Here is a 21,511-nt window from a genome sequence, read left to right as displayed (position 1 = left end):
CGGTTTTACGAACGGCCGGTGGACGTGCCCAGCGTGCGCACGACCTTCAGCACCAGATTGCGCGCACTGTCTTCCTCCGAGCTGATCACGAGCCAACGCCCCGCGCCGTCCCGGAGCACCTCGCGCGGCTCTGCGCTGGTCGGTGGGTCCTGAATGGAAGTCGCCACGTTGGTGTCATTGTTGGCCAGTGCACCGTTGCCCGTCAGGCTCGTCCACACCGCACGGAACCGGCGTGCAGTGGTGCCCGCTGCCGCGGCTTCCTCAATGGCGCCGAAGGCCTTCATGCTTTCGTCGCTCTGGACGAAGAAGGATTTGAGGCGATAGTTGGCAGGAAGCGCCACGCGCTCGATGCCTTTGTCGCCAAAGGACGTGTCGAGCGCGCCATTGGCACTGAACTTGGCGACGCTGAGATGGCAGTCGCTGCCCGCGCAGGTTCTGGCAGCGACGACAAATCCGCCATCGGGATGGGACGCGAGCTTGTATTCCTCCAAATCCGCCCCGAAGGACGTCCAGCCACCGGAGGTCTGCGCTTGCGTCCCGCCCGCGTGCACCGCGACGCAAAGCCCGGGGTCGGATCGGGGGTCTGCGTAGAGCCGGCCACCCAATTGGCCTGCGGTGATGATGCTGCCGTTGCGCAGCGCCAGCACCGCCGCGCCGCTGGCCTCGCAGGGCGCAGGCGGCTGCGATGCGGTCGGTTGATTGAACGCGGCATCGGGGATTCCGTCCGCAGACAGGCGGCGCAAAGAGCGGCCGAACACTTGCACGATGGGGCGGTCGTTGGACGTCAGCAAAACGGGTTTCTGATCAGGCTGGATCGCCAGCGCGAGGGTGTTGAGATTGGTGGAGACGAAGCCCTCCGCAATGCCCTGGGTGCCGAACGTGCCGTCGACCGCCCCGTTCGCGGTGAGGCCGACCACGGTGTTGTGCCATGTGCCGGGCTCCCCGGACGCCGTCAGGCACCGGGTCTGGTAGGACGGTGAGAAACACGGCTCGTGCGCCGGAACCGCCACCAGGATTCTGCCGTCGGCCTGGAGTCGAACATCGCTGATCGACTCGTACCCCTTGACGGAAAACCGTGCTTCGCCATTTTGGCCGAAGCCCCTGTCGACGTTTCCGTCGGCGCTCATTCGGACGACAAAGGTCTGCGTGGCGAGCAGTGATCCGAAACCCGAAGGGGCTGCGGGAACCGCGACCCTGCTGCCTGCAATCAGCAACCTGCCATCCGGCTGCACGCCCAGGCTGGCGAAGGATGGCGTGCCGAGCGGGAAGGTGGCCACCCCGGCTTCGCCGTACGTGGTGTCGACCTTCAGGGCATCGGACAGAGTGACCGTGGTGGATCCCGATCCGCCGCCACAGGCCGTCAACCCGAATGCCACCAGGCAACTCGCCAGCCAGACGTTGTGTGCCGGGCGTTGAAGAATACGCCCCGTATCGAGTCGATGCATGCCAAACCCCTCCGTTGATTGAAAAACCTTGCCGGACATTCTGCATGGCTGGTCGCTGGGTTTCACTCCGCGGGCTTGCGTTGTGTGGGATTGCGTAACACCCGCCGAAAGATCTGCGATAGATTCCGCCATTCCGAACAGCACCCGCAGGTACGGAAAACTGTTGAGGGAGGCAACCGATGCGTGAGTTTCTGATGTGGGAAAACGAACCGGTGGCCGTGCCCGCTTTCCGGTCGATCGCGATCGTGGAGGGCACGATCCACGCCCCGACCATCGCCCCGCACCTTCGCAAGCTCTACGCCCAATTCGAAGCGCGCTTCGGCACGTCGGCGAACGAAACCTCGTACCACTTTCCTGGCTACAAGGGCAAGATCCGCCCGGCGACGCAGCGCATCCTGAACGATGGCCGTGCCTACCTCGCCCGGGACGGCGGAACCCCGTATGGCGAGGGCCTGCGCCGCTACGGCCACGCGCTCGCCGACTTCCCTCACCCCGGCTTGCCGTTCTTCGGCATGGAGCAGCGCAGCGACCGTTTCTTTCTGGAGACCGCGATACCGCAAGACTCGCCCCATTGGCACGGCTTCGCGGAGGAAGTCAGCGCGACCTTGATGGAACTGCCCACTATCAGCGGCACGATGGGCATGGGACGATTTCTCCCACCCCACAAAAGCAGCCTCAGATTCCTGTTGAGCGCCGATCCGGAGCGCCATCGTGCCGCATTCAGCACCGACGCCGACATGGTGGAGCCCGCGCTTCGCAGGGAAGGTTCACCGCATCGGTGGAAGGCGGGAGAAGACGCCGGTATTGCCGATGTGGGCTGGCGAACGTTCATCGGCCGCGAATACTGGGATCGGATCGAACCCGCCCTGGCTGCGCTGGCCCTCGACCCCGACATCGCGATCGAGCGATCCACCCACCTTCTCTCGATCACGGCCGGCGATCGCCCGATCTGGGGCGCGCCTGACGAAACCGATGCGTTGAGGCCGTTCCGAACGGTCGCCCGCGCGCTCGTGCCCGTCCGCCAGCCCCTCGGCGCCGCCCGAGCCTTCTGGTTCGGTGGCGGGGCCACTGCCGATCATGATGATTTGGTCGCGGCATATCTCGCCCGTTTGGACCCGGCGTAGTGTTTCGCCCGCCGCACAGGCGCTTTCATGCCGCGCACTGCCATTTCGAGTAAAAAGCGCTCCATTCCCTAGTAGTCATTGCCCTTTCAGCTATTGATTTCATAGCAATGCAGCAATCATCCCCCGTGCGGATGCCCGTGTGGGAAAGCCATCGGGCCTACCCGCCCCACCCTGCGCGGCCTCGCATCGGCGCCTCCATTGGTCGGTTAGCGGTGGATCCACACCCTTGCCGCCAGAGCCCGGGCGTTCATGCGCACAAGGCCGCGAGCGCGGCCGTCACGCCAGCAGCCGGCACAGCTCGGTGAGATCGGGGACCGTGGCGTGCGGCTCGCCGTCGTGCGGCCAGGCCGCCTCGGCGCGGTTGATCCACACTGCCTGCATGCCCGCGCCCAGCGCGCCGTGCGCGTCCAGCGTGGCATCGTCGCCCACGTGCAGCACGCTGCCAGCCGGCACGCCCAGGGCCTCGGCCGCCGCATGGAAGATGCGCGGATCGGGCTTGGCGATGCCGAACTCGCGTGCGCTGATGCGGGCCTGGAAATAGGCGCCGATGCCGATCAGGTCCAGGTTGGCATTGCCGTTGGACAGGGCCGCGATGGGATAGCGCACGGCCAGGAATTCCAGCGCCGCGATGGCGTCGTCGTACAGCTCCACGCGCTGGCGCTCGGCGAAGAAGGCATCGAAGGCGCCGTCGGTCAGGCCGGTGTCGTCGCCCGCCTGCCGCAGCGCGGCACGGATGCTCTCGCGGCGCAGGGCGCTCAGGTCGTGGGACAGCTGCGGATGCGCCTGCACGACCTGGCTACGCAACACGGCGGCGGCTTCGGGGTCGGCCAGGAGCGCGGCCGTGGCGGGCGCCCGGTCCTGCAGCCAGGCGCACAGGACGGCCTGCGCGCGGGCGATGGTGGGCCAGATGGGCCAGAGCGTGTCGTCCAGATCGAGGGTGACGGCGCGGATGCGTTGGGTGTCGAGCATGCGGGGAGGATAGCGCAGGGGTTTCGCGCGCGACCCGCCGAAAGGGTGCGTGGCCTTTGCCACAATGCGGGCATGCCCTCCCCCACCTCCGCGCCCTCTTCGCTTGCCCCTGTGTCCGGCGCCCCGACTCCCCTCCCCCCTGCCGCCGCGCAATCCGCCGGCTTGTCCCGTGCCGCCGTGCTGCTGTGCAACCTGGGCACGCCCGAGGCGCCCACCGCACCGGCGCTGCGCCGCTACCTGGCGCAGTTCCTGGGCGATCCGCGCGTGGTCGAGATTCCCCGCGTGGCGTGGCTGCCCATCCTGTACGGGATCATCCTGCGCATCCGCCCCGCCAAATCCGCCGCCAAGTACGCGAGCGTGTGGATGCCGGAAGGCTCCCCGCTGGCCGTGTGGACGGCCAAACAGGCCACGCTGCTGCGCGGCTGGCTGGGCGAGGCGGGCCTGGGCGTGCGCGTGCGCCATGCGATGCGCTATGGGCAGCCGTCGATCGCCTCGCAGCTCGATGCCCTGCAGGCCGAAGGCGTGGAGCGCGTGCTGGTGCTGCCGCTGTATCCGCAATATTCGTCCACCACCACGGCCAGCGTGGTGGACGACGTGCAGGCCTGGACGCGCAGGCAGCGGCGGCTGCTGGAGTTTCGCTTCGTGAACAGCTACCACGCGCACCCGGGCTACATCCAGGCGCTGGCGCAGAGCGTGCGCGCGCACTGGAAGCGCGAGGGCGGCCGCGCCGAGCAACTGGTCATGAGCTTTCACGGCATTCCGGCGCGCAACGTGCAGCTGGGCGACCCCTACCAGCAGGAATGCCTGACCACCGCCACGCTGGTAGCGCAGGCCCTGGGCCTGTCGCCCGAGCAGTACCGGGTGACCTTCCAGTCGCGGTTCGGCAAGGCCCGGTGGCTGGAGCCCTACACCGAGCCCACGCTCATCCAGATGGCCCAGTCGGGCACGCGCAGCGTGGACGTGATGTGCCCGGGCTTTCCCTGCGACTGCCTGGAAACTCTGGAGGAAATCAACCAGGAGGCGCGCGAGGCGTTCCTGCACGCGGGCGGCCAGGCGTTCCACTACATCCCCTGCATGAACGACGACAACGCCTGGATCACCGGCCTCAGCCAGATCGCCCAGCAGCACCTGCAGGGCTGGGACAGGCACTGAGGCACGCCGAGCACGGACGGCCCGCCATGCAGATTTCCGCCCCTTCCGATACCCGCACGCTCTGGTTCACCGGCCTGTCGGGCGCGGGCAAGACGACGCTGGCGCAGGCCTTCGCCAGCCGGCTCCAGGCCCGCGGCATCGCCTGCACGGTGCTGGACGGCGACGTGCTGCGCGGCGGCCTGAACGCCTCGCTCGGGTTCAGCGCCGCCGACCGCAGCGAGAACATCCGCCGCACGGCCGAGGTGGCGCGCCTGTTCAACGAGGCCGGGCTGTGGGTGGTCGCCGCCCTGATCTCGCCCCAGGAGAGCGACCGCCAGCGGATGCGCCAGATCGTGGGCGAGGACCGCTGCCGCCTGGTGTGGGTCCGCACGCCCCTGGCCGTGTGCGAGGCCCGGGACCCCAAGGGCCTGTATGCGCGGGCCCGTGCCGGCCAGTTGCCGGGGTTCACGGGCGTGGGAGGGGCCTACGACGAGCCCCGGGATGCGGACTTCGAGATCGACACGGCGGGGGCCTCGGTACAGGCCTGCGTCGAGGCGCTGTGGGCCACGCATGGCCCGCCTCCCACCGCGCAGGGGCCGGCGCGATCCGCCGAGCGCTGAAGGGCCCGGCAACACAGCCCGACAGGCCTTCAGCGCAATCAAATCGCCGGTATCGCGCTATCGATTAAATAGCAAACCTGCTGCCGCATGCGACACGGGCCACCCGCCACGGGCCGCAGTGCGGCCCCGCTCACTCCGGCACGCTGATCGCGCCGCTGGTCACGGTGATGGCGTTGCCGTTCACCGGTGTGGCGGCGATGGCCGGCACGTTGGCCGCCGTGATCGCGGGCGCGCTGCCCGGCTGGCCGCCGCGCGGCACCGTGCGCACCACCTGGCTGGCGGGCAAGGCGGTGCCGTTGGCAAGGTGGTCGTACATGGCGTCGAGCGCACGGTTCAGGTAGACGTGCAGCGGGATGTAGCGCGTGTCGTAGCCCGGCAGCACGCCGGTCAGGCCGATGAAGCTGTCGAAATGCTGTGCGTTCGTCACCTCGATGTAGCGCAGGCGGCTGGAGGCGCCTTCCACCCGGCGGTTCAGCGCCGCATAGGGGCGCGAGGTGTGGTTGACGGGCAGCAGCGCGTCCGAGCGGCCGTGCACGATGATGGCGGGCTTGCCGCGCAGGTTGCCGCTGCGGCGGGTTTCGTCCACGCCGGCCTGCAGCCGCTGCGCCGCGTCGTCGGTGCCCGTCACGAGGTTGCGCAGGCACAGCGCGCCGCTCAGGTTCCAGTCGCGCGCGCCGGTGGCGCTCTGCGACAGCACGTCGCGCGTGGCGCCGCCCAGGCTGCGGTTGTTGACGAGCTGCACGCCGGCCGAGGGTGGCACTCCGTTGCCAGTGGCGAACATGTCGGCAAGCGCGGCGGGCGCCAGCGGCGTCACCGCGCCCTGCGCCGTGGTTGCCGCGAAGCTGTAGCCGCACAGGTTGTCCTTCACGCTCGAACGCGAGAGCGCGTTGGCGAAGGTGACCGCCACGGCGGGCACGACCTCGAAGCCGGCGAGGGACGGGTACTGCGCCACCGATTCCGCCTCCCAGCCGTAGGCTCGCAGCCGGGCCAGCGCCTGTTCGGCGAGGGCCACGGTGCTGCCGCCGGTGATGAGCCCCTGCGCGCGCAGCGCCTCGCAGCGGTTGGAGGCGATCGGCAGCGACGGGCTGGCGAAGCCCACCGCGAACGTGCTGGCGTACGGGCTGTCGCTGATGGAGGGCGCCAGCGCGGCGCAGGCCTGGTACAGCTGCGCGTAGGTGGTGTAGTCGATGAGGGTGCGGCTGTTCACGGCCACGTCGGTGGTGCCGCGGCGCACGGTGACGCCGGGGTTGGCCGGCAGCTCCACCGCGGGCTCCGACACGGCCACGCCGCCGATCAGGCCCTGCGTGTCCTGCTCGGCCGCGGCGATGGCGGCGGCCCCGCCGTTGGAGAGACTGGAGGCGATGACGATCGTGTTGGATGGCTTGAAGGTGCGCAGCCGCTGCCCGCCCGGGGACAGATCGCCGAAGCGTTCGTTGATGACGTAAAAGCCCATCTCCACCGCGCGCAGCGTGGCCAGGCCCCAGTCCTTCTCGGGGTTCTGCCCCGAGTGGGCGTGCTTGAACGCGAAGCGGTTGGGCGTGGCGGTGTTGAACGCGGCCAGGTCGGCGGCCGACAGCCCGGCGTTGAACGCGGCGCTGGTGCCGGCCGAGGTGGCCGAGGTGCGGGTGCCGTCGATCAGCGGCACGGTGTCGGCCTGCAGATCGTGCGGGGCCGCGCCCGTGCCCTTGTCGGTGTAGGCCACGGCACAGCCGCGCTTGAGGCCCCACTCGCCGGTGGACATGCCGCCGTAGATGCCGCGCGAGCCCGAGGCCGTGGCGGTGATGATGCAAGGCTTGGCGGGGTTGAAGGTGTCGGGCACCTGCACCATCAGCGTGACGTTCTGCCGGCCCGAGCCGTCGTCGTAGTAGGCGATGGTTTCGGTGCCGGCGATCTTGCCCTCGCCCGCCGTCACGCGGCCCTGCGCGTCCACGTTGGGTCCGTAAAGCGTGCCGTAACCGCCAGCGGCCGTCATGTCCAGCAGCGCGCGGTAATTGGTATAGATGGCGTTGCGGCGCAACTCTGCCGCCGTGGGCTGGGCGCCTTCGTAGCCGGGGGCATCGGGGTCCGCCAGGCCGGTGCGGCCCAGGCCGGCGGTCAGCAGATCGTCGTCCACGCCGTCGTAGGTCGCCTGGCGCAGGCTGGCCAGGTAGGACGGGCGCACGTTGAAATCGAAGTCCACGGTGTTGCCGCCGCCACCACCGCAGGCGACCAGGAGGGCGGCGGTCAGGGCAGCGAGGGCAATGGCGCGGGGAATGAGCGGTCGCATCGGAAATCTCCTGCAGCGGGGAAACGGAATGAAATTGTCGTGGAGAGTATGCAATGGCCGTGCGGGGCGTTGCCAATGGCGGCATCCACAAGGCGTTGCAATGTTTTCAAGTGCGGATCATGCCACGGTGAGGAATCTCGCCCAAAAACAATGCGAACCATTCGCAATATCATTTAACATGCCGCCTTGAAAAACAGCGCCCTGGTGGGGAGCCCCGGGGAGAGCCTCTCCCCGGGGCGCTCGCTGCGCCTCGCTGGCCCTGCGTGGCGGCCCCCGCCGTCGCCACCGCCCCTCCCGATTGCGCCCATGCCACCACCGATCGAACCACCGTCCGACCTCCGCCCGACCCCTGGCGGCTTCTTTCCGCTGTGGGGCTGGCCCATCGCTCTGGGGGTGCTCACCGCCACCGGCCTGCTGAGCGCCCTGGTCAGCGATGGCTGGGGAGACGTCTGGTCCTGGGTGGCGCTGGGGGTGCCGGTGGCCACCATGGCCTGGTTCGGCCTTCGCCGCCGCCCGCCCTCGGCTTGAGCCCGGTCCCGATTTTCCGTGGCCCGATGCACTTGGCTCCTGGACGGACTTGTCCAGGCCGCGCCGCCCCTTTCATTCATTCACGCCCTTCCTGACCTTGCCCCTCCCATGCCCATGAACCAGCACACCCCCATCGCCCTGGCCGTCGCAATGGCCCTCGCCACGTTCGGCCTTCAGGCCAATGCCCAGACCACGGCCACCCCTGCGGATGCCCCCACCCTGCCCACGGTGACGGTGGGCGCCAGCGCGGATGCATCGGCACAAGGCCTGTCGCCCGCCTACCCCGGCGGCCAGGTCGCCCGCGGCGGGCGGGCCGGCATCCTGGGCACGCGCGATGCGATGGAGACGCCTTTCAGCATCACCAGCTACACCAACGAACTGATCCAGGACCGGCAGGCGCGCAGCGTGGGCGAGGTGCTGCAAAACGATGCCGGCGTGCGGCTGGCGCGCGGCTTCGGCAACTTCCAGGAAACGTATTTCATCCGCGGCTTTCTGCTGGACTCGGACGACGTGGCCTACAACGGCCTGTACAGCCTGCTGCCGCGCCAGTACATCGCGACCGAGCTCTTCGAGCGCGTGGAGCTGCTGCGTGGCGCCTCGGCGTTCCTGAACGGCGCGGCACCCAACGGCGGCGGCATCGGCGGCGCGATCAACCTGCTGCCCAAGCGCGCGCCCAACGAACCGCTGTCGCGCGTGACCGTGGGCACGGGCTCGGGCGGGTACGGCCAGGTGTCCACCGACATCGCGCGCCGCTTCGGCCCCGACAACAGCGCCGGCATCCGCCTGAATGCCGCCTACCGCGACGGCGACACCGCCGTGGACCATGAAAAGAGCCAGCTGGGCCTGGTCTCGGTGGGCCTCGACTGGCGCAGCCGCGACGTGCGCCTGTCGGGCGACCTCGGCTGGCAGGACAACAAGCTCAAGGGCACGCGCACCAACGTCACCCTCAACGGCGCGAACGCCAACTTCATTCCCGCCGCGCCGGACGCCTCGGCCAACTTCTCGCAGCCCTGGACGTACTCCAACGAACGCGACCTGTTCGGCACCTTCCGCGGCGAAGTGGACATCAGCCCCGATGTGACCGCATGGGGCGCCTGGGGCCTGCGCCGCAGCGAAGAGTCCAACTCGCTGGCCAACCTCAGCGTGAGCAACTCGACCACCGGCGAAGGCAGCACCTACCGCTTCGACAACACCCGCAAGGACCGGGTGAACACGGGCGAGCTGGGCGTGCGCGGCAAGGCCCGCACGGGCAGCGTGGGCCATGAGTGGGTGGCCTCGGCCTCGTACTTCGATGCCGAGAAAGACAACGCCTACGCGTTCGACTTTTTGAACACCCGCCCGGGCAGCCTGTATGCCTACACGCCCTACGCACAGCCCGCCTTCAGCGCGAATGCGGGCTACGGCGGCACGCTCGCCAGCCCCAACCTGAACGGCCGCACCCGCATGACCAGCTTCGCGGTGGGCGACACGATGTCCTTCGTGCAGGACACCGTCCTCGTCACGCTGGGCCTGCGCCACCAGAAGCTCGACGTGGCCGACTATGCCTACGGCACCTCGGCCCTGACCAACCGCTACGAGCAAAGCCGCACCAGCCCCCTGGCGAGCGCCGTGTTCAAGGCCAGCAAGCAGCTGTCGCTGTACGCCAACTATGTCGAGAGCCTGAGCAAGGGCGAAACCGCGCCCGCCACGGCCAACGGCACGCCGGTGGTCAACCGCGGCGAGCAGCTGTCGCCCTACGTCGCCAAGCAAAAGGAGATCGGCCTCAAGTACGACGCTGGCCGGATCGGCGGCTCGCTGGCGCTGTTCAGCACGACCAAGCCGCGCGCCATCGTCAACGCGGCCAACGTGTTCGCCTCGTCTGGCAAGGACCGGCACCAGGGCGTGGAGCTCAACGTGTACGGCGAGGCCACGCGCGGCCTGCGCGTGCTCGGCGGCATGACGTGGCTGGATGCCAAGCAGCGCGAGACCGGCAATGCCGCGCTCAATGGCAACCGCGTGATCGGCGTGCCGCGCCTGCAGGCGAACCTGGGCGCGGAATGGGACGTGCCGGGCGCGCAGGGCCTGGCCCTGGACGCGCGCGTGGTGCGCACCGGCGCCACCTATGCCAACGACGCCAACACCCTGCGCGTGCCCGCCTGGACGCGCCTGGATCTGGGCGTGCGCTACGCCACCGAGTGGAGCGGCCGCCTGGTCACCCTGCGCGCCCGCGTGGACAACGCCACCGACCGCAACTACTGGGCCTCCGCCGGCGGCTACCCGGGCTCCGGCTACCTCGTGGTGGCGGCGCCCCGCACGTTCACGCTGAGCGCCAGCGTGGATTTCTGATCGCGCCGCGACGCACCCATCCATTGCCCCGACCATGCTGACTGCACGCTCCCTCAAGACCTGGACCTGGCTGCACAAGTGGAGCAGCCTGGTCTGCACCGTGTTCATGCTGCTGCTGTGCCTCACAGGCCTGCCGCTGATCTTCCACCACGAGATCGGGCACCTGCTGGGCACCGAGGTGGAAGCCCCGCCCATGCCCGCCGGCACGCCGCACGTCAGCTTGGACCGCGTGCTGGACGTGGCACGTGCACAGCACCCGGACCGGGTGGTGCAGTTCGCCTCACAGCCCGAGGACAGCACCGACCTGTGGTTCGCCACCCTCACGCCCACGCCCGCCCCCACCGAGGATTTCCGCTCGGTGGCGGTGGATGCGCGCACCGGCGCCCTGCTGGCGCAGCCGCGCTTTGACGAGGGGTTCATGTACGTGATGTTCAAGCTGCACGTGGACCTGTTCGCGGGCCTGGCGGGCAAGCTGTTCCTGGGCTTCATGGGTTTGCTGCTGCTGGTGGCCATCGTCACGGGCGTGGTGCTGTATGCACCCTTCATGCGCAAGCTGCGCTTCGGCGAGGTGCGGCGCGAACGCTCGACCCGCGTGAAGTGGCTCGACCTGCACAACCTGCTGGGCATCGTCACGCTGGTGTGGGCCTTCGTGGTGGGCGGCACCGGCATGATCAACACCTGGGCCGACCTGCTCGTCAAATACTGGCAGTACGACGAACTGAGCGCGCTGCTGGCGCCCTACAACGGCCAGCTGATCACGCCCGTGGCCGAGCGCGCCTCGGTGCAGAAGTCGCTGGACGCGGCCCTGGCCCGCGCACCGGGCACCAAGCTGTCGTTCATCGCGTTTCCGGGCACGTCGTTTTCCAGCCCGCACCACCACACGTTCTTCCTGCGCGGCAATGAGCCGCTCACGTCGCGGCTGCTGCAGCCGGTGCTGGTGGATGCCAAGACGGCAGAGGTGACCGCCGCACCCAAGCTGCCCTGGTACCTCGTGGCCCTGCTGGTGTCGCAGCCGCTGCACTTCGGCGACTACGGCGGCATGCCGATGAAGATCCTCTGGGCGCTGCTGGACATCGCCACCATCATCGTGCTGGGCAGCGGGCTCTATCTCTGGCTGGGCCGCAGGGCCGCCAGCCCGGCGACCAATTCCCCCGGAAAAACCGTCAGCGGAGAAGCCGCTCTGGCCTCTCCGCTGACGACGGCACGCGCACCGATCAAGCGGTAGCCAGGGCCAGGCGCCGCGCGGCCCACCCGCGCATCAGGCGGGGCACGACCAGCACCGCCACCACGATGACCATCAGCGTGAGCGACATGGGCCGCGTGACGAAGATCGACCAGCTGCCCTCGCCGATCGAGATCGCATTGCGCATCTGCGCTTCGGCCAGGGGCCCGAGGATCATGCCCACGACGACCGGTGCGGTGGGGAAATCGAACCGGCGCATCAGCACGCCCAGCACGCCGATGCCATACAGCAGGAACAGGTCGAACGCGCTCTGGCGCATGCCGTAGGCCCCCACCGTGGCGAAGATCAGGATGCCCGCATACAGCTGGGGCTTCGGAATCTTGAGCAGCTTGACCCACAGGCCCACCATGGGCAAGTTCAGCACCAGCAGCATCACGTTGCCGATGTACAGCGAGGCGATCAGCGCCCACACCAGCGTGGCCGACGTGGTGAACAGCTGCGGCCCGGGGTTGATGCCGTAGTTCTGGAACGCGCCCAGCAGCACGGCCGTCGTGTTGGAGGTCGGGATGCCCAGCGTGAGCAGCGGGATCATCGCGGCCGTCACCGTGGCGTTGTTGGCGGCCTCGGGGCCCGCCACGCCTTCGATGGCGCCTTCCTTGCCGAACTCGGCCTTGTCATCGCCCTTGGCCAGCTTCTTCTCGGTGGCGTAGCTCAGGAAGGTCGGGATCTCCGTGCCGCCGGCGGGAATGCAGCCGAACGGCGTGCCGATCAACGTGCCGCGCAGCCAGGCGGGAATGGAGCGCTTCCAGTCGCGCGCCGTCATGTGCACGCGGCCCATGCGGTTTTGCGTGTCCACCACCCGGCCTTCGTACATGGCGGCATACAGCACCTCGGCCACGGCGAACAGGCCCACGGCCACCAGCACGATGTCGATGCCGTCCAGCAGTTCGGGCTGGCCGGCCGTGTAGCGCGCCGCGCCGGAGATCTGGTCCATGCCGACCAGGCCGGCTGCCAGGCCCACGAACAGCGCCGTGAGGCCGCGCACCGTGCTCTTGCCCAGCACCGCGCTCACGGTCGTGAAGGCCAGCACCATCAGCATGAAATATTCCGGCGGCCCCAGGCGAACGGCGAAGTCGGCCACGTAGGGCGCGAACAGCGTCACCACCACGGTGGCGATGGTGCCGGCGACGAACGAGCCGATGGCCGCCGTGGCCAGCGCCGCACCCGCGCGCCCGCTCTTGGCCATCTTGTTGCCCTCCATGGCCGTGACCATGCTCGCCGTCTCCCCGGGCGTGTTCAGCAGGATCGAAGTGGTCGATCCGCCATACATCGCGCCGTAGTAGATGCCGGCGAAGAAGATCATCGAGGCCGTGACCTCGACCTTGGCCGTGATGGGCAGCAGCATGGCCACCGCCACGGCCGGGCCGATGCCCGGCAGCACACCCACGGCGGTGCCCAGCGCGCAGCCCACAAGGGCCCACAGGAGATTGGCCGGAGTGGCCGCGGTGGCGAAGCCCGCCAGCAATGCGTCGAAGATTTCCATCACAGCCACCCTGTTTGCGTGAGACCCGGCAGGTTGATCGCCAGGAATTGCGTGAAAGCCCAATAGACCGGCGCCGAGATCAGCGCGCCGGTCAGCACGTCCATCGCCCAGGTGCGCGCCGCACCGGCCGACGGCTGCCCGGCCGCCCGGCGAAGCCCCTGCACCGCCAGCACGTAGCACAGCGTGCAGCTCAAGATGAAGCCCACCGTGGCGATCAGCGCCGCATTCAGCAGCAGTCCGGCCGACACCCAGACGAACGCCACCTTGTTGGCGCGCGCGGCGCCGCCGGGCTCGTCCATGGAGCGAAAGCCGCCCGACAGCGCCTCCCACAGCAGCACCCCGCCGCACAAGGCCAGCACCCCTGCCACCAGCCAGGGCAGGAAGCTCGGGCCCACGCCGCCGTAGCCCGCGTTCGAGGGAATGCTCACGGCGCCGAAGGCCAGGCCGCCCGCGATCAGCACCACGGCGGCGCCCACGGCCGCCTGCATGCGCGCGCCGGGCACCGTGCTGGGCCCCGGGTCGGGCTCGGCCAGGGAAGGGGGGGAAGAAGCGATAGGCTCCGACATGCTTGTGTCCTCGTCATCCCCCGGGGCCACCGGCACGGGGTGCATTGATTTCAGCGCTGGGGTTCGGCGGCCGCGCAGGTCACGGCGGTGCGCCACCCGGGCAGGGCGCCGCACCGCGTGGGCAACACCGGGGGTCAGACCATCCCGGTCTTGACCATCGTGGCGCGCAGGCTGGCGAACTCGGCATCGACGAACGCGCCGAACTCATCGCCGGCCAGCCATGCGGGCGTCCAGTCGTTCTTCTCCAGCGACTCGGCCCAGCTCTTGCTCTTGAGCGCCTTGGCCACCATGTCCACCAGGCCCTTGCGCTGCTCGGCCGAGATGCCCGGGGCGGCATACACGCCGCGCCAGTTGCCGATCTCCACGTTGATGCCCTGCTCCTTGAGCGTGGGCACCGAAGAGCCTTTCAGGCGCTGGCCCGAGGTCACCGCCACCGGCACCATCTTCTTGGTGTTGATGTACTCCGCCATCTCGCTGTAGCCGCCACCGCCGATGGTCACGTTGCCGCCCAGAATGGCCGCGATCGCCTCGCCGCCTCCGCGGAACGCCACGTAGTTGATCTTGGCCGGGTCCACACCGGCTTCGCGGGCGATCATCGCCGCGGCGATGTGCTCGGTGGAGCCGCGCGAGCCGCCGCCCCACTTCACGCTGCCAGGGTCCTTCTTGAGCTGGGCGATCACATCACCCATGGTCTTGAAGGGCGAGCTGGCCGGCAGCACGAACACGTTGTATTCGCTGGTCAGCCGCGCGATCGGCGTGGCCTGCGACAGGTTCACGGGCGGCTTGCCCGTGATGATCCCGCCCACCATCACCGAGCCCATCACCATCAGCGCGTTCGGATCGCCCTTGCTGGAGTTGACGAACTGCGCCAGGCCGATGGCGCCGGCCGCGCCGCCCTTGTTGTCGTAGGTGACGGACGAGGCCACGCCGGCGTCCTGCAGCGCGCGGCCCAGGGCACGGCCCGTGGTGTCCCAGCCGCCGCCGGGGTTGGCCGGCAGCATCATCTTGACGGCGGTGGCAGCGCGGGCCGACAACGGCAGCGCACCGGCCGCGGCCAGGGCCGCCAGGGATTTGAGGAAGGTGTCACGACGCATCGTTGTCTCCTGGATTAATAGTTGTACGAACGGGCCGATGATGCGCGCCGTTCCTGTCAAACGGCTGTCCGCGCGCTCAGGGTAAACACCCATCTTCGGCGCCGCTGCGAGCGGTGCTAAGGTGCCGCGCATGCAACTGCTTCTCGTGGAAGACGACCCGGCCATGCAGGCCACGCTGCAACGCTCCCTGACCCGCCGCGGCATGGAGGTGACGGCCCTCGGCGACGGCCGCGCCGCCCTCGCGCAATGGACCGCGCGTGCCCCGGATGCCGTCGTGCTGGACCTCACCCTGCCCGGCCTCGACGGCCTGCAGGTGCTGCAGCAGGCGCGTGCCAAGGGGCTGCGCACCCCCGTGCTGCTGCTCACCGCCCGCGGCACCGTGGGGGACCGGGTGCTCGGCCTGAATGCCGGCGCCGACGACTACCTGCCCAAGCCCTTCGACCTGGACGAACTGGAGGCACGGCTGCGCGCGCTGGTGCGCCGGACCGGCGAGGCACCTGAAGCCAAATCGGCCTCCAGCACAATCAACATCGCGGCAGTGCGCTATGAAAAAGATAGCGGCGCCATCTACCTGGACAACGAGGTCATGGAGTTCACCCCGCGCGAACTGGCCCTCATGCACGCCCTGCTCGCCCAGCCCGGCCATGCGGTGACCAAGGAGCGCCTGTACGAACTGGTCTTTCCCGGGCAGCTCGACGTGCAGTACGAGGCCATCGAGGTCGTCGTCTACCGCCTGCGCAAGAAGCTGGTGGGCACCGGCCTCACGCTCATGACCCTGCGGGGGCTGGGCTACCTGCTCAAGGCCGATGCATGAAGCGCGCCGACGCGCGCCCCCGCACGCGATCGCTGCGCCGGCAACTGCTGGTGGGCATCCTGGTGCCCGCCTCGCTGTTCATCGCCTACAACACCCACAGCCTGTACCGGCAGACACTGGCCTCGCTGCACACCGCCTATGACCGCACGCTGCTCGCCTCGGCCAAGAGCATCAGCGAGCAGATCGACGTGACCGGCTACGACGACGCGGCCCAGCTGCGTGCCATCGTTCCGTACTCTGCGCTGGAGGCTTTCGAGGCAGACAACCAGAGTCGCATGTTCTACCGTGTGTCCAACCTGCACGGCGGCCTCGTATCGGGGTTTGCCGAGTTGCCGTTCTGGCACGGCAGCATTCCTGCCCGCCCGCCCTATGCCGCGCTGGTGGACTTCTACGACGACCAGTTCCGCGGCCGCCCCGTGCGCGTGGCCGTGCTGCTGCAGCCCGTCGCCACGCCCCAGGGCCGCGGCATGGCCGTGATCCAGGTGGCGGAAACGCTGGAGTTGCGCCAGACCCTGGCCCTGCAGATCCTGTGGACCACGCTGGCGCGGCAGGCACTGCTGGTGGTGGCCATCGGTGTCATCGTGGTGCTGGTGGTGCAACAGGCCACGCGCCCTGTGCGGCAGCTCAGCGCGCGGCTGCAGAACCGGCCCGAGGACGACCTGCGCCCCATCTCCGCGCCATCCGCGCCGCGCGAACTGCAGCCGCTCATCGACGCCACCAACCACGTCATGCTGCGGTTGTCGTACCTGCTGGCGCACCAGAAACGCTTCGTGCGCGATGCCTCGCACCAGTTGCGCACGCCGCTGGCCGTGCTCAAGACCCAGGTGCAGTCCGCGCTGCGTGGCGACGCGCCCCCGGAGCAGGCGCTGCATGAGATCAGCGACACCGTCGAGCGCGCCACCCAGTTGGCCAACCAGATGCTCGCGCTGGCCAAGGTCGAGCAACTGCGCCAGCAAAGCGCCCCACCCGTCACCCGGCTGGATGACGAGCTGCGGGCGATCGCCCTGGAACTGTCGCCCCTCATCGCCCAGCGCGACCTGGACTTCGGCATCCACACCGACCCGGCCCCCGTGCAGGCGCACGAATGGATGCTGCGTGAACTCACCCGCAATCTGCTGCACAACGCGATCCGCCACACACCGGTGTCCGGCGTGCTGTCGGTGGAATTGCGCACGGACGGTCGCCACGTGGCGCTGACCGTGGCCGACAGCGGCCCTGGCATCGATGCCGAGCTGGCGCAGCGCCTGTTCCAGCCGTTCTCGGCCGGCGACGTGCGCACCGGGTCCGGACTGGGGCTGGCCATCTGCCAGGAGATCGTGCAGGCGCTGGACGGACAGATCGAGCTGTCCAACCGGATGGACGGCGCACGGGTTGTCGGGCTGGATGCGGTGGTGCGCCTTCCGTTGGCATCGGCCGACAATCCGCCGCCCGCGGATCGGAAGAAAATGGCCGCATGAACCCTCCCGAATCGATGCGCCTGGACAAATGGCTGTGGTGCGCCCGTTTCTACAAAACCCGCTCGCTGGCCGTGGAAGAGATCGGCAAAGGCCGCGTGACCGTCAATGGCCAGGCGGCCAAGGCCGCCAGAGAACTGCGGGCCGGCGATACCGTCGATTTGCGCCAAGGTCCCATGCAGCGCACGGTGCGAGTGCGCGCGCTCAGCGGCATGCGCGGTCCTGCACCCGTGGCGCAATTGCTTTATGAAGAAACGCCCGAAAGCATCGCTGCCCGCGAGAAAGCCGCGGAACAGCGCCGTCTGGCACCCGAGCCTGCCGCCAGCCTGCACGAAGGCCGGCCGACCAAGCGGGATCGCCGCAACATCGACCAGGCGCGTGATTGGGGCAGCCGATGGAGCGCGTCCGCCGACGATTGACCTGCGGTTGCTCGGCGACTTGCCAAGGGAACGCTGCTGCGCCAAAAGAAATGCCCGCACAGGGGCGGGCAAAGTCGGGCAGGCATTGCGGCCTGGTCACAGCCCGAATTCCTTAGGGGAGGCGATGCCCCGTCCGGTGGAATCCATTTTGAGCACGACCCTTACTCTCCGCTGACAGCACAAAAAAGAATGCCCGCACGAGGCGGGCAAAACTTGCTAAAGAGCAAGAAAGGGAGGTGTCGGCTGGAGGTGCCGACGGGATGAATCATAACCCTTTCACGTTCGAAAAAAGCAGGTCTATCGTTTCGCCTGATGGAATTTGAGAAATATGCTATTCCTGACGTCGATTCCGCACAAATCGAGACGCCAAGTTCACGGCTTTTGTCACCTGCGCTGATTTGCCGCGATGCAAGCGCCACGCGCGCCAAATTTTTCACATCGCCACAAAAGACGCAAAAAGTTACATCAAACCATGCATCCCTGACTTCCGACTCAGGTTTCTCCTACGCCCTTTTCCGTGGTGAAAGCGCAACCTTGAACGCACAGGACGTTTCAAGTGCGTTTGTTTGTGAACCCCAGCAACAAGGAAAAAGCGATGCCGATGAGCCCTCCTCCGCAAGACAACCAAAACAGGCAGTTCAACCGGAGCGCCTCACACGCTCAACCGCCCATCAGCAGGTGATTCGCTGCCTCCGCCCTGAACCCTTTTTTACCCACAAATTAAAGACTTGGCCAAAAGGCGTAAGTCATTGCCCAACCCACCCCATCCCATGGACAACTACCCGGCAAGGAGCGCGAAACATCGCGGCCTCATGCAACAGTTCACCCCCTTGAACCTCTCCACCGATTGGGCGGAATACAACGTGATCAAAGCCCGCGGGGTCCGCATCGTGGCGTTGTCCGGCCAAGCTGCCTACTCCGCCAATGGCTACACCGTTCAGAACGCAGCCGGATGCATCGAGATCACCGGCGGAAAAGTCGGGGTGCACGGCACCATGCTGATGATCGGATTCACCCTGGATGCAGCGGCACCGCCACCCGCGTTCGAAATCCTGTCGGGCGATGCTGTCGGAATGATGACGCTGCCGGTCCATTGTTTTGCCGCCTATGCAGCGATTGCAAACACGACTGGCTCCCACTTTCGCATCGGTGCGGATGGAATGCTCAATGCACTGGCCACGGATGCGGCCTCGCTGTACCTGACGTCTGCCACCTGAGGCCGTCTTCGGTCGCAAAAAACATGCGCAAAGCCAGCGGCCAATGGGTGGAACTGACATGCGCTGGCCGCACTTACCGCATCTCACAGGGTGTATCCACACCCTCGAACTATCATCGCCTCGCCTGGCCAGGTGACGGGGTCTCAGGCCAACGCCGTGTCCACTCGCGGTGAAGGCGTTTGTGCTTAGCGCGCGCGCGTCGAGCGCATTCACCCTGTCTTTTTTTGTGGCCTGATAAAGCGCATCCACAATGCAAGGCTTCAACCACTCTCCACCCCACTCCGATGCGTGAACAACTGACAGCACGGCTTGCGCAACTCAAGAGCGAGCTTTCTGCAGGCGAGCAGCAACTCCGGCAACTGGAAGCGCGGCAAGCTGAACTCAGCCATACCCTGATGCGCATCCGTGGAGCGATCCAGGTTCTGGAGGAACTGGAACAGGAAACTGCGCCCCGGGGCGACTGAGCGCAACGGAATCCACACGCTCTGCGGCGCCTCGCCGGAGCACTCATTCCCAATGGACAAGCCACCGATTGATGGTGGCTGCCCATGGATTCAGATGTGTGCAATTTCAGCGAGGCAAAACGGTATTGGGGGTCTTGCCCGCGTCATGCGTTGGTTGCTCGTCGGCTGACGGGGCATCGGGCTCGACCAGACTTCCCGCGGCCGCCCCGCCCAACGCGCCCGCCACGGCACCGACGGTGCCACCCACGAACACTCCGACAGGCCCTGCCACGGCCGCACCAACGGCCGCGCCTGCGGCCGTACCGGCCATGACACCGCCGCCCATCAGCGAAGATTTCGATTCGCGCTCGGCCTCCTCAGGCGACAGCGCATATTGAGCCGCCACGGCTGGGTCCTGCGAAGGAATGCCGTGACCGGGACGGGCCTGCTCAGCCAGGTCAGAGCCGGCAGGTCTTGTTTCAGCCAGGGGCGTATGGGATGCGTTCATGGTGGACTCCTTTGAGGTTGTCGCTTCGCAGGCGAAATGCCCGCTGCCATTCCGTTGTAAAGAGCCCATCACCCCCGCCTCGCCGTCCCGAACACCGCGTGGATGTCGGACGACACGCAATCGCGGCAAATTACTTGACCCAGGTCATTTCTGACAGGGTGCGGATCGAAATCTGCGCCACGGCGCATGCATGGGCGCGTTCAAAACGGCAGCCCCGTCGAAACGAAAAACCCGCCGAAGCGGGTTTTGAAAAGAACGCCATCGAGGGCGCAGGGAGCGGCATCGATATGCCGTCCTGCGCTGATGCCACCGCGCAAAAGGAAAAAGCCCCAAGTGAAAAATCACTTGGGGCTTTTGTACCTGGCGGAAACGGAGGGATTCGAACCCTCGATGAGGCTCTACACCCCATACTCCCTTAGCAGGGGAGCACCTTCGGCCACTCGGTCACGTTTCCAATCCGACTATTATGCCTCAGATTGAAGGCGGTTTTGACTCGTTAAGCGGGCGACTGGTCCAGTTCGAACGCCTTGTGCAGCGTGCGCACCGCCAGTTCCACGTACTTCTCGTCGATCACGACGGAGGTCTTGATTTCGGAGGTCGAGATCATCTGGATGTTGATGCCCTCTTCGCTCAGCACGCGGAACATCTTGGCGGCCACGCCCACATGGCTGCGCATGCCGATGCCGACGATGCTGACCTTACAGATCTTGGCGTCGCCCACCACTTCCTGCGCGCCCAGTGCCGGAACGACCTTTTCCTTGAGCAGATCGATCGTGCGCGCGTAGTCCGAGCGGTTCACGGTGAAGCTGAAGTCCGTTTTGCCGTCCTTGCTCAGGTTCTGGATGATCACGTCGACATCGATGTTCGCATCGGCCACGGCGCCCAGGATCTGGTAGGCGATGCCGGGCTTGTCGGGCACGCCGAGCACGGAGATCTTGGCCTCGTCGCGGTTGAATGCGATGCCGGATACAACGGCTTGTTCCATTTTTTCGTCTTCCTCAAAAGTGATCAGCGTGCCGGAGCGGGCTTCTTCGTTGATGTCGATGTCCCAGGGCGTGAAGCTGGACAGCACGCGCAGGGGCACCTTGTATTTGCCGGCGAATTCGACCGAGCGGATCTGGAGCACCTTGCTGCCCAGGCTGGCCATCTCCAGCATTTCCTCGAAGCTCACGGTGGCCAGGCGGCGCGCCTCCTGCACCACGCGCGGATCGGTCGTGTACACGCCGTCCACGTCGGTATAGATCAGGCATTCGGCGGCCTTCATCGCCGCGGCCACGGCCACGGCGGAGGTATCGGAGCCGCCCCGGCCGAGCGTGGTGATGTGGCCGTGCTCGTCGATGCCCTGGAAGCCCGTCACGATCACGACCTTGCCGGCGGCCAGGTCTGCGCGCACGCGCTGGTCGTCGATGGATTCGATGCGGGCCTTGGTGTAGGCGCTGTTGGTGCGGATCGGCACCTGCCAGCCGGCGTAGCTCACCGACTCCATGCCTTCGGACTGCAGCGCGATCGCCAGCAGCGCGGAAGACGCCTGCTCTCCGGTGGAGGCCAGCATGTCGAGTTCACGGTGGTAGGCGGACGTGGCGCGCGAGGGGGCCAGGTCTTTGGCCAGCCCGAGCAGGCGGTTGGTTTCGCCACTCATGGCGCTGGGCACCACCACCATCTGGTGGCCGGCCCGCGCCCATTTGGCCACGCGCTTGGCGACGTTGCGGATGCGCTCCGTGGAGCCCATCGACGTGCCGCCGTATTTATGAACGATCAGTGCCATTGGATATCTGGAATGACGAAACGCAAGACGGCGCAGGGAAAGGAGAAAAATTGTTCTGGCGCGCCGCCGTTTTTCGTGCAGGGATGGGGACCAAAAC

Annotated in this window: 19 protein-coding genes and 1 tRNA gene; 11 read left to right on the top strand and 9 right to left on the bottom strand. The window is 67.5% G+C overall.

What is annotated here, in order from left to right; genetic code table 11:
* Positions 1-5: 5 nt before the first annotated feature.
* Positions 6-1,445 (bottom strand): NHL repeat-containing protein, encoded by a 1,440-nt coding sequence (locus AVKW3434_RS00750; RefSeq protein ID WP_284403565.1) that lies wholly within the window; start codon positions 1,443-1,445, stop codon positions 6-8.
* A gap of 179 nt (positions 1,446-1,624) precedes the next feature.
* On the opposite strand from AVKW3434_RS00750, the gene AVKW3434_RS00745 reads away from it, so the two are divergent.
* Positions 1,625-2,569: a hypothetical protein gene (locus AVKW3434_RS00745; protein WP_284403564.1), complete on the top strand. Its 945-nt coding sequence runs from the start codon at positions 1,625-1,627 to the stop codon at positions 2,567-2,569.
* Positions 2,570-2,845: 276 nt separating this feature from the next.
* Here the strand turns inward: AVKW3434_RS00745 and AVKW3434_RS00740 are convergent, their stop codons facing one another.
* Complete coding sequence (locus AVKW3434_RS00740; RefSeq protein WP_284403562.1) at positions 2,846-3,538, bottom strand: HAD family hydrolase; 693 nt, start codon at positions 3,536-3,538, stop codon at positions 2,846-2,848.
* A gap of 72 nt (positions 3,539-3,610) precedes the next feature.
* Here AVKW3434_RS00740 and hemH point away from each other — a divergent pair, with 72 nt between their 5' ends.
* Both hemH and cysC read left to right on the top strand, forming a co-directional pair.
* Positions 3,611-4,690, top strand: a complete 1,080-nt coding sequence (hemH, locus tag AVKW3434_RS00735) for a ferrochelatase (protein ID WP_284403560.1) — start codon at positions 3,611-3,613, stop codon at positions 4,688-4,690.
* A 26-nt stretch (positions 4,691-4,716) separates the two neighbouring features.
* Complete coding sequence (gene cysC, locus AVKW3434_RS00730) at positions 4,717-5,289, top strand: adenylyl-sulfate kinase (RefSeq protein WP_284403557.1); 573 nt, start codon at positions 4,717-4,719, stop codon at positions 5,287-5,289.
* A gap of 130 nt (positions 5,290-5,419) precedes the next feature.
* Here cysC and AVKW3434_RS00725 read toward each other — a convergent pair whose 3' ends face one another.
* Positions 5,420-7,555 carry a D-(-)-3-hydroxybutyrate oligomer hydrolase gene (locus tag AVKW3434_RS00725; protein ID WP_284403555.1) on the bottom strand — a complete coding sequence of 712 codons (2,136 nt, stop codon included), beginning with the start codon at positions 7,553-7,555 and terminating at the stop codon, positions 5,420-5,422.
* Positions 7,556-7,861: 306 nt separating this feature from the next.
* Between AVKW3434_RS00725 and AVKW3434_RS00720 the strand changes: the two genes are divergently transcribed.
* The 3 genes from AVKW3434_RS00720 (at position 7,862) to AVKW3434_RS00710 (ending at position 11,633) form a co-directional block, all read left to right on the top strand.
* Positions 7,862-8,083, top strand: coding sequence for a hypothetical protein (locus AVKW3434_RS00720; protein ID WP_272563976.1), 222 nt, complete (start codon positions 7,862-7,864; stop codon positions 8,081-8,083).
* 114 nt (positions 8,084-8,197) lie between these two features.
* Positions 8,198-10,408: a TonB-dependent receptor gene (locus AVKW3434_RS00715; RefSeq protein ID WP_284403551.1), complete on the top strand. Its 2,211-nt coding sequence runs from the start codon at positions 8,198-8,200 to the stop codon at positions 10,406-10,408.
* A 34-nt stretch (positions 10,409-10,442) separates the two neighbouring features.
* Entirely contained in the window at positions 10,443-11,633 is a 1,191-nt protein-coding gene (locus tag AVKW3434_RS00710; protein ID WP_502869006.1) for a PepSY-associated TM helix domain-containing protein, read from the top strand.
* Here the strand turns inward: AVKW3434_RS00710 and AVKW3434_RS00705 are convergent.
* The 3 genes from AVKW3434_RS00705 to AVKW3434_RS00695 all read right to left on the bottom strand — a co-directional run bounded on the left by AVKW3434_RS00705 (position 11,623) and on the right by AVKW3434_RS00695 (position 14,794).
* Positions 11,623-13,134: a tripartite tricarboxylate transporter permease gene (locus AVKW3434_RS00705; protein WP_284403549.1), complete on the bottom strand. Its 1,512-nt coding sequence runs from the start codon at positions 13,132-13,134 to the stop codon at positions 11,623-11,625. The genes AVKW3434_RS00710 and AVKW3434_RS00705 overlap by 11 nt on opposite strands.
* Positions 13,134-13,700, bottom strand: coding sequence for a tripartite tricarboxylate transporter TctB family protein (locus AVKW3434_RS00700; protein WP_272563978.1), 567 nt, complete (start codon positions 13,698-13,700; stop codon positions 13,134-13,136). Before AVKW3434_RS00700 ends, AVKW3434_RS00705 begins: the two co-directional genes overlap by 1 nt.
* A gap of 134 nt (positions 13,701-13,834) precedes the next feature.
* Positions 13,835-14,794, bottom strand: a complete 960-nt coding sequence (locus tag AVKW3434_RS00695; protein WP_284403548.1) for a Bug family tripartite tricarboxylate transporter substrate binding protein — start codon at positions 14,792-14,794, stop codon at positions 13,835-13,837.
* Positions 14,795-14,924: 130 nt separating this feature from the next.
* Here AVKW3434_RS00695 and AVKW3434_RS00690 point away from each other — a divergent pair, with 130 nt between their 5' ends.
* The 5 genes from AVKW3434_RS00690 (at position 14,925) to AVKW3434_RS00670 (ending at position 19,162) form a co-directional block, all read left to right on the top strand.
* A complete protein-coding gene (locus tag AVKW3434_RS00690; protein WP_284403546.1) occupies positions 14,925-15,608 on the top strand; it encodes a response regulator transcription factor in 684 nt (227 codons plus the stop codon).
* On the top strand, positions 15,605-17,065 hold the full coding sequence (locus AVKW3434_RS00685) for a sensor histidine kinase (protein ID WP_284403543.1): 1,461 nt from the start codon (positions 15,605-15,607) through the stop codon (positions 17,063-17,065). The genes AVKW3434_RS00690 and AVKW3434_RS00685 overlap by 4 nt, the downstream gene beginning before the upstream one ends.
* Entirely contained in the window at positions 17,062-17,481 is a 420-nt protein-coding gene (locus AVKW3434_RS00680) for an RNA-binding S4 domain-containing protein (RefSeq protein WP_284403541.1), read from the top strand. Before AVKW3434_RS00685 ends, AVKW3434_RS00680 begins: the two co-directional genes overlap by 4 nt.
* Before the next feature lie 770 nt (positions 17,482-18,251).
* Positions 18,252-18,698: a hypothetical protein gene (locus AVKW3434_RS00675; RefSeq protein WP_284403539.1), complete on the top strand. Its 447-nt coding sequence runs from the start codon at positions 18,252-18,254 to the stop codon at positions 18,696-18,698.
* A 284-nt stretch (positions 18,699-18,982) separates the two neighbouring features.
* Complete coding sequence (locus tag AVKW3434_RS00670; RefSeq protein WP_272563984.1) at positions 18,983-19,162, top strand: hypothetical protein; 180 nt, start codon at positions 18,983-18,985, stop codon at positions 19,160-19,162.
* A 106-nt stretch (positions 19,163-19,268) separates the two neighbouring features.
* Here AVKW3434_RS00670 and AVKW3434_RS00665 read toward each other — a convergent pair whose 3' ends face one another.
* The 3 genes from AVKW3434_RS00665 to AVKW3434_RS00655 all read right to left on the bottom strand — a co-directional run bounded on the left by AVKW3434_RS00665 (position 19,269) and on the right by AVKW3434_RS00655 (position 21,414).
* Complete coding sequence (locus tag AVKW3434_RS00665) at positions 19,269-19,649, bottom strand: hypothetical protein (protein ID WP_284403537.1); 381 nt, start codon at positions 19,647-19,649, stop codon at positions 19,269-19,271.
* Between the two features lie 361 nt (positions 19,650-20,010).
* Positions 20,011-20,103: transfer RNA gene (locus AVKW3434_RS00660), tRNA-Ser, on the bottom strand.
* A gap of 42 nt (positions 20,104-20,145) precedes the next feature.
* Positions 20,146-21,414: an aspartate kinase gene (locus tag AVKW3434_RS00655; protein WP_272563989.1), complete on the bottom strand. Its 1,269-nt coding sequence runs from the start codon at positions 21,412-21,414 to the stop codon at positions 20,146-20,148.
* Between the last annotated feature and the right edge of the window lie 97 nt (positions 21,415-21,511).

It is taken from the genome of Acidovorax sp. SUPP3434 (assembly GCF_030159015.1).
Classification (GTDB): Bacteria; Pseudomonadota; Gammaproteobacteria; order Burkholderiales; family Burkholderiaceae_C; genus Paracidovorax.
Note: the sequence above shows the minus strand (reverse complement) of the source record. Positions and strands in the feature narration are given on the sequence as shown.

What these genes read in the sequence shown, in the direction of transcription:
- AVKW3434_RS00750 (WP_284403565.1), bottom strand. Translation starts at nt 1,445, where the DNA reads ATGCATCGACTCGATACGGGGCGTATTCTTCAACGCCCGGCACACAAC.
- AVKW3434_RS00745 (WP_284403564.1), top strand. Translation starts at nt 1,625, where the DNA reads ATGCGTGAGTTTCTGATGTGGGAAAACGAACCGGTGGCCGTGCCCGCT.
- AVKW3434_RS00740 (WP_284403562.1), bottom strand. Translation starts at nt 3,538, where the DNA reads ATGCTCGACACCCAACGCATCCGCGCCGTCACCCTCGATCTGGACGAC.
- hemH (WP_284403560.1), top strand. Translation starts at nt 3,611, where the DNA reads ATGCCCTCCCCCACCTCCGCGCCCTCTTCGCTTGCCCCTGTGTCCGGC.
- cysC (WP_284403557.1), top strand. Translation starts at nt 4,717, where the DNA reads ATGCAGATTTCCGCCCCTTCCGATACCCGCACGCTCTGGTTCACCGGC.
- AVKW3434_RS00725 (WP_284403555.1), bottom strand. Translation starts at nt 7,555, where the DNA reads ATGCGACCGCTCATTCCCCGCGCCATTGCCCTCGCTGCCCTGACCGCC.
- AVKW3434_RS00720 (WP_272563976.1), top strand. Translation starts at nt 7,862, where the DNA reads ATGCCACCACCGATCGAACCACCGTCCGACCTCCGCCCGACCCCTGGC.
- AVKW3434_RS00715 (WP_284403551.1), top strand. Translation starts at nt 8,198, where the DNA reads ATGAACCAGCACACCCCCATCGCCCTGGCCGTCGCAATGGCCCTCGCC.
- AVKW3434_RS00710 (WP_502869006.1), top strand. Translation starts at nt 10,443, where the DNA reads ATGCTGACTGCACGCTCCCTCAAGACCTGGACCTGGCTGCACAAGTGG.
- AVKW3434_RS00705 (WP_284403549.1), bottom strand. Translation starts at nt 13,134, where the DNA reads ATGGAAATCTTCGACGCATTGCTGGCGGGCTTCGCCACCGCGGCCACT.
- AVKW3434_RS00700 (WP_272563978.1), bottom strand. Translation starts at nt 13,700, where the DNA reads ATGTCGGAGCCTATCGCTTCTTCCCCCCCTTCCCTGGCCGAGCCCGAC.
- AVKW3434_RS00695 (WP_284403548.1), bottom strand. Translation starts at nt 14,794, where the DNA reads ATGCGTCGTGACACCTTCCTCAAATCCCTGGCGGCCCTGGCCGCGGCC.
- AVKW3434_RS00690 (WP_284403546.1), top strand. Translation starts at nt 14,925, where the DNA reads ATGCAACTGCTTCTCGTGGAAGACGACCCGGCCATGCAGGCCACGCTG.
- AVKW3434_RS00685 (WP_284403543.1), top strand. Translation starts at nt 15,605, where the DNA reads ATGAAGCGCGCCGACGCGCGCCCCCGCACGCGATCGCTGCGCCGGCAA.
- AVKW3434_RS00680 (WP_284403541.1), top strand. Translation starts at nt 17,062, where the DNA reads ATGAACCCTCCCGAATCGATGCGCCTGGACAAATGGCTGTGGTGCGCC.
- AVKW3434_RS00675 (WP_284403539.1), top strand. Translation starts at nt 18,252, where the DNA reads ATGGACAACTACCCGGCAAGGAGCGCGAAACATCGCGGCCTCATGCAA.
- AVKW3434_RS00670 (WP_272563984.1), top strand. Translation starts at nt 18,983, where the DNA reads ATGCGTGAACAACTGACAGCACGGCTTGCGCAACTCAAGAGCGAGCTT.
- AVKW3434_RS00665 (WP_284403537.1), bottom strand. Translation starts at nt 19,649, where the DNA reads ATGAACGCATCCCATACGCCCCTGGCTGAAACAAGACCTGCCGGCTCT.
- AVKW3434_RS00655 (WP_272563989.1), bottom strand. Translation starts at nt 21,414, where the DNA reads ATGGCACTGATCGTTCATAAATACGGCGGCACGTCGATGGGCTCCACG.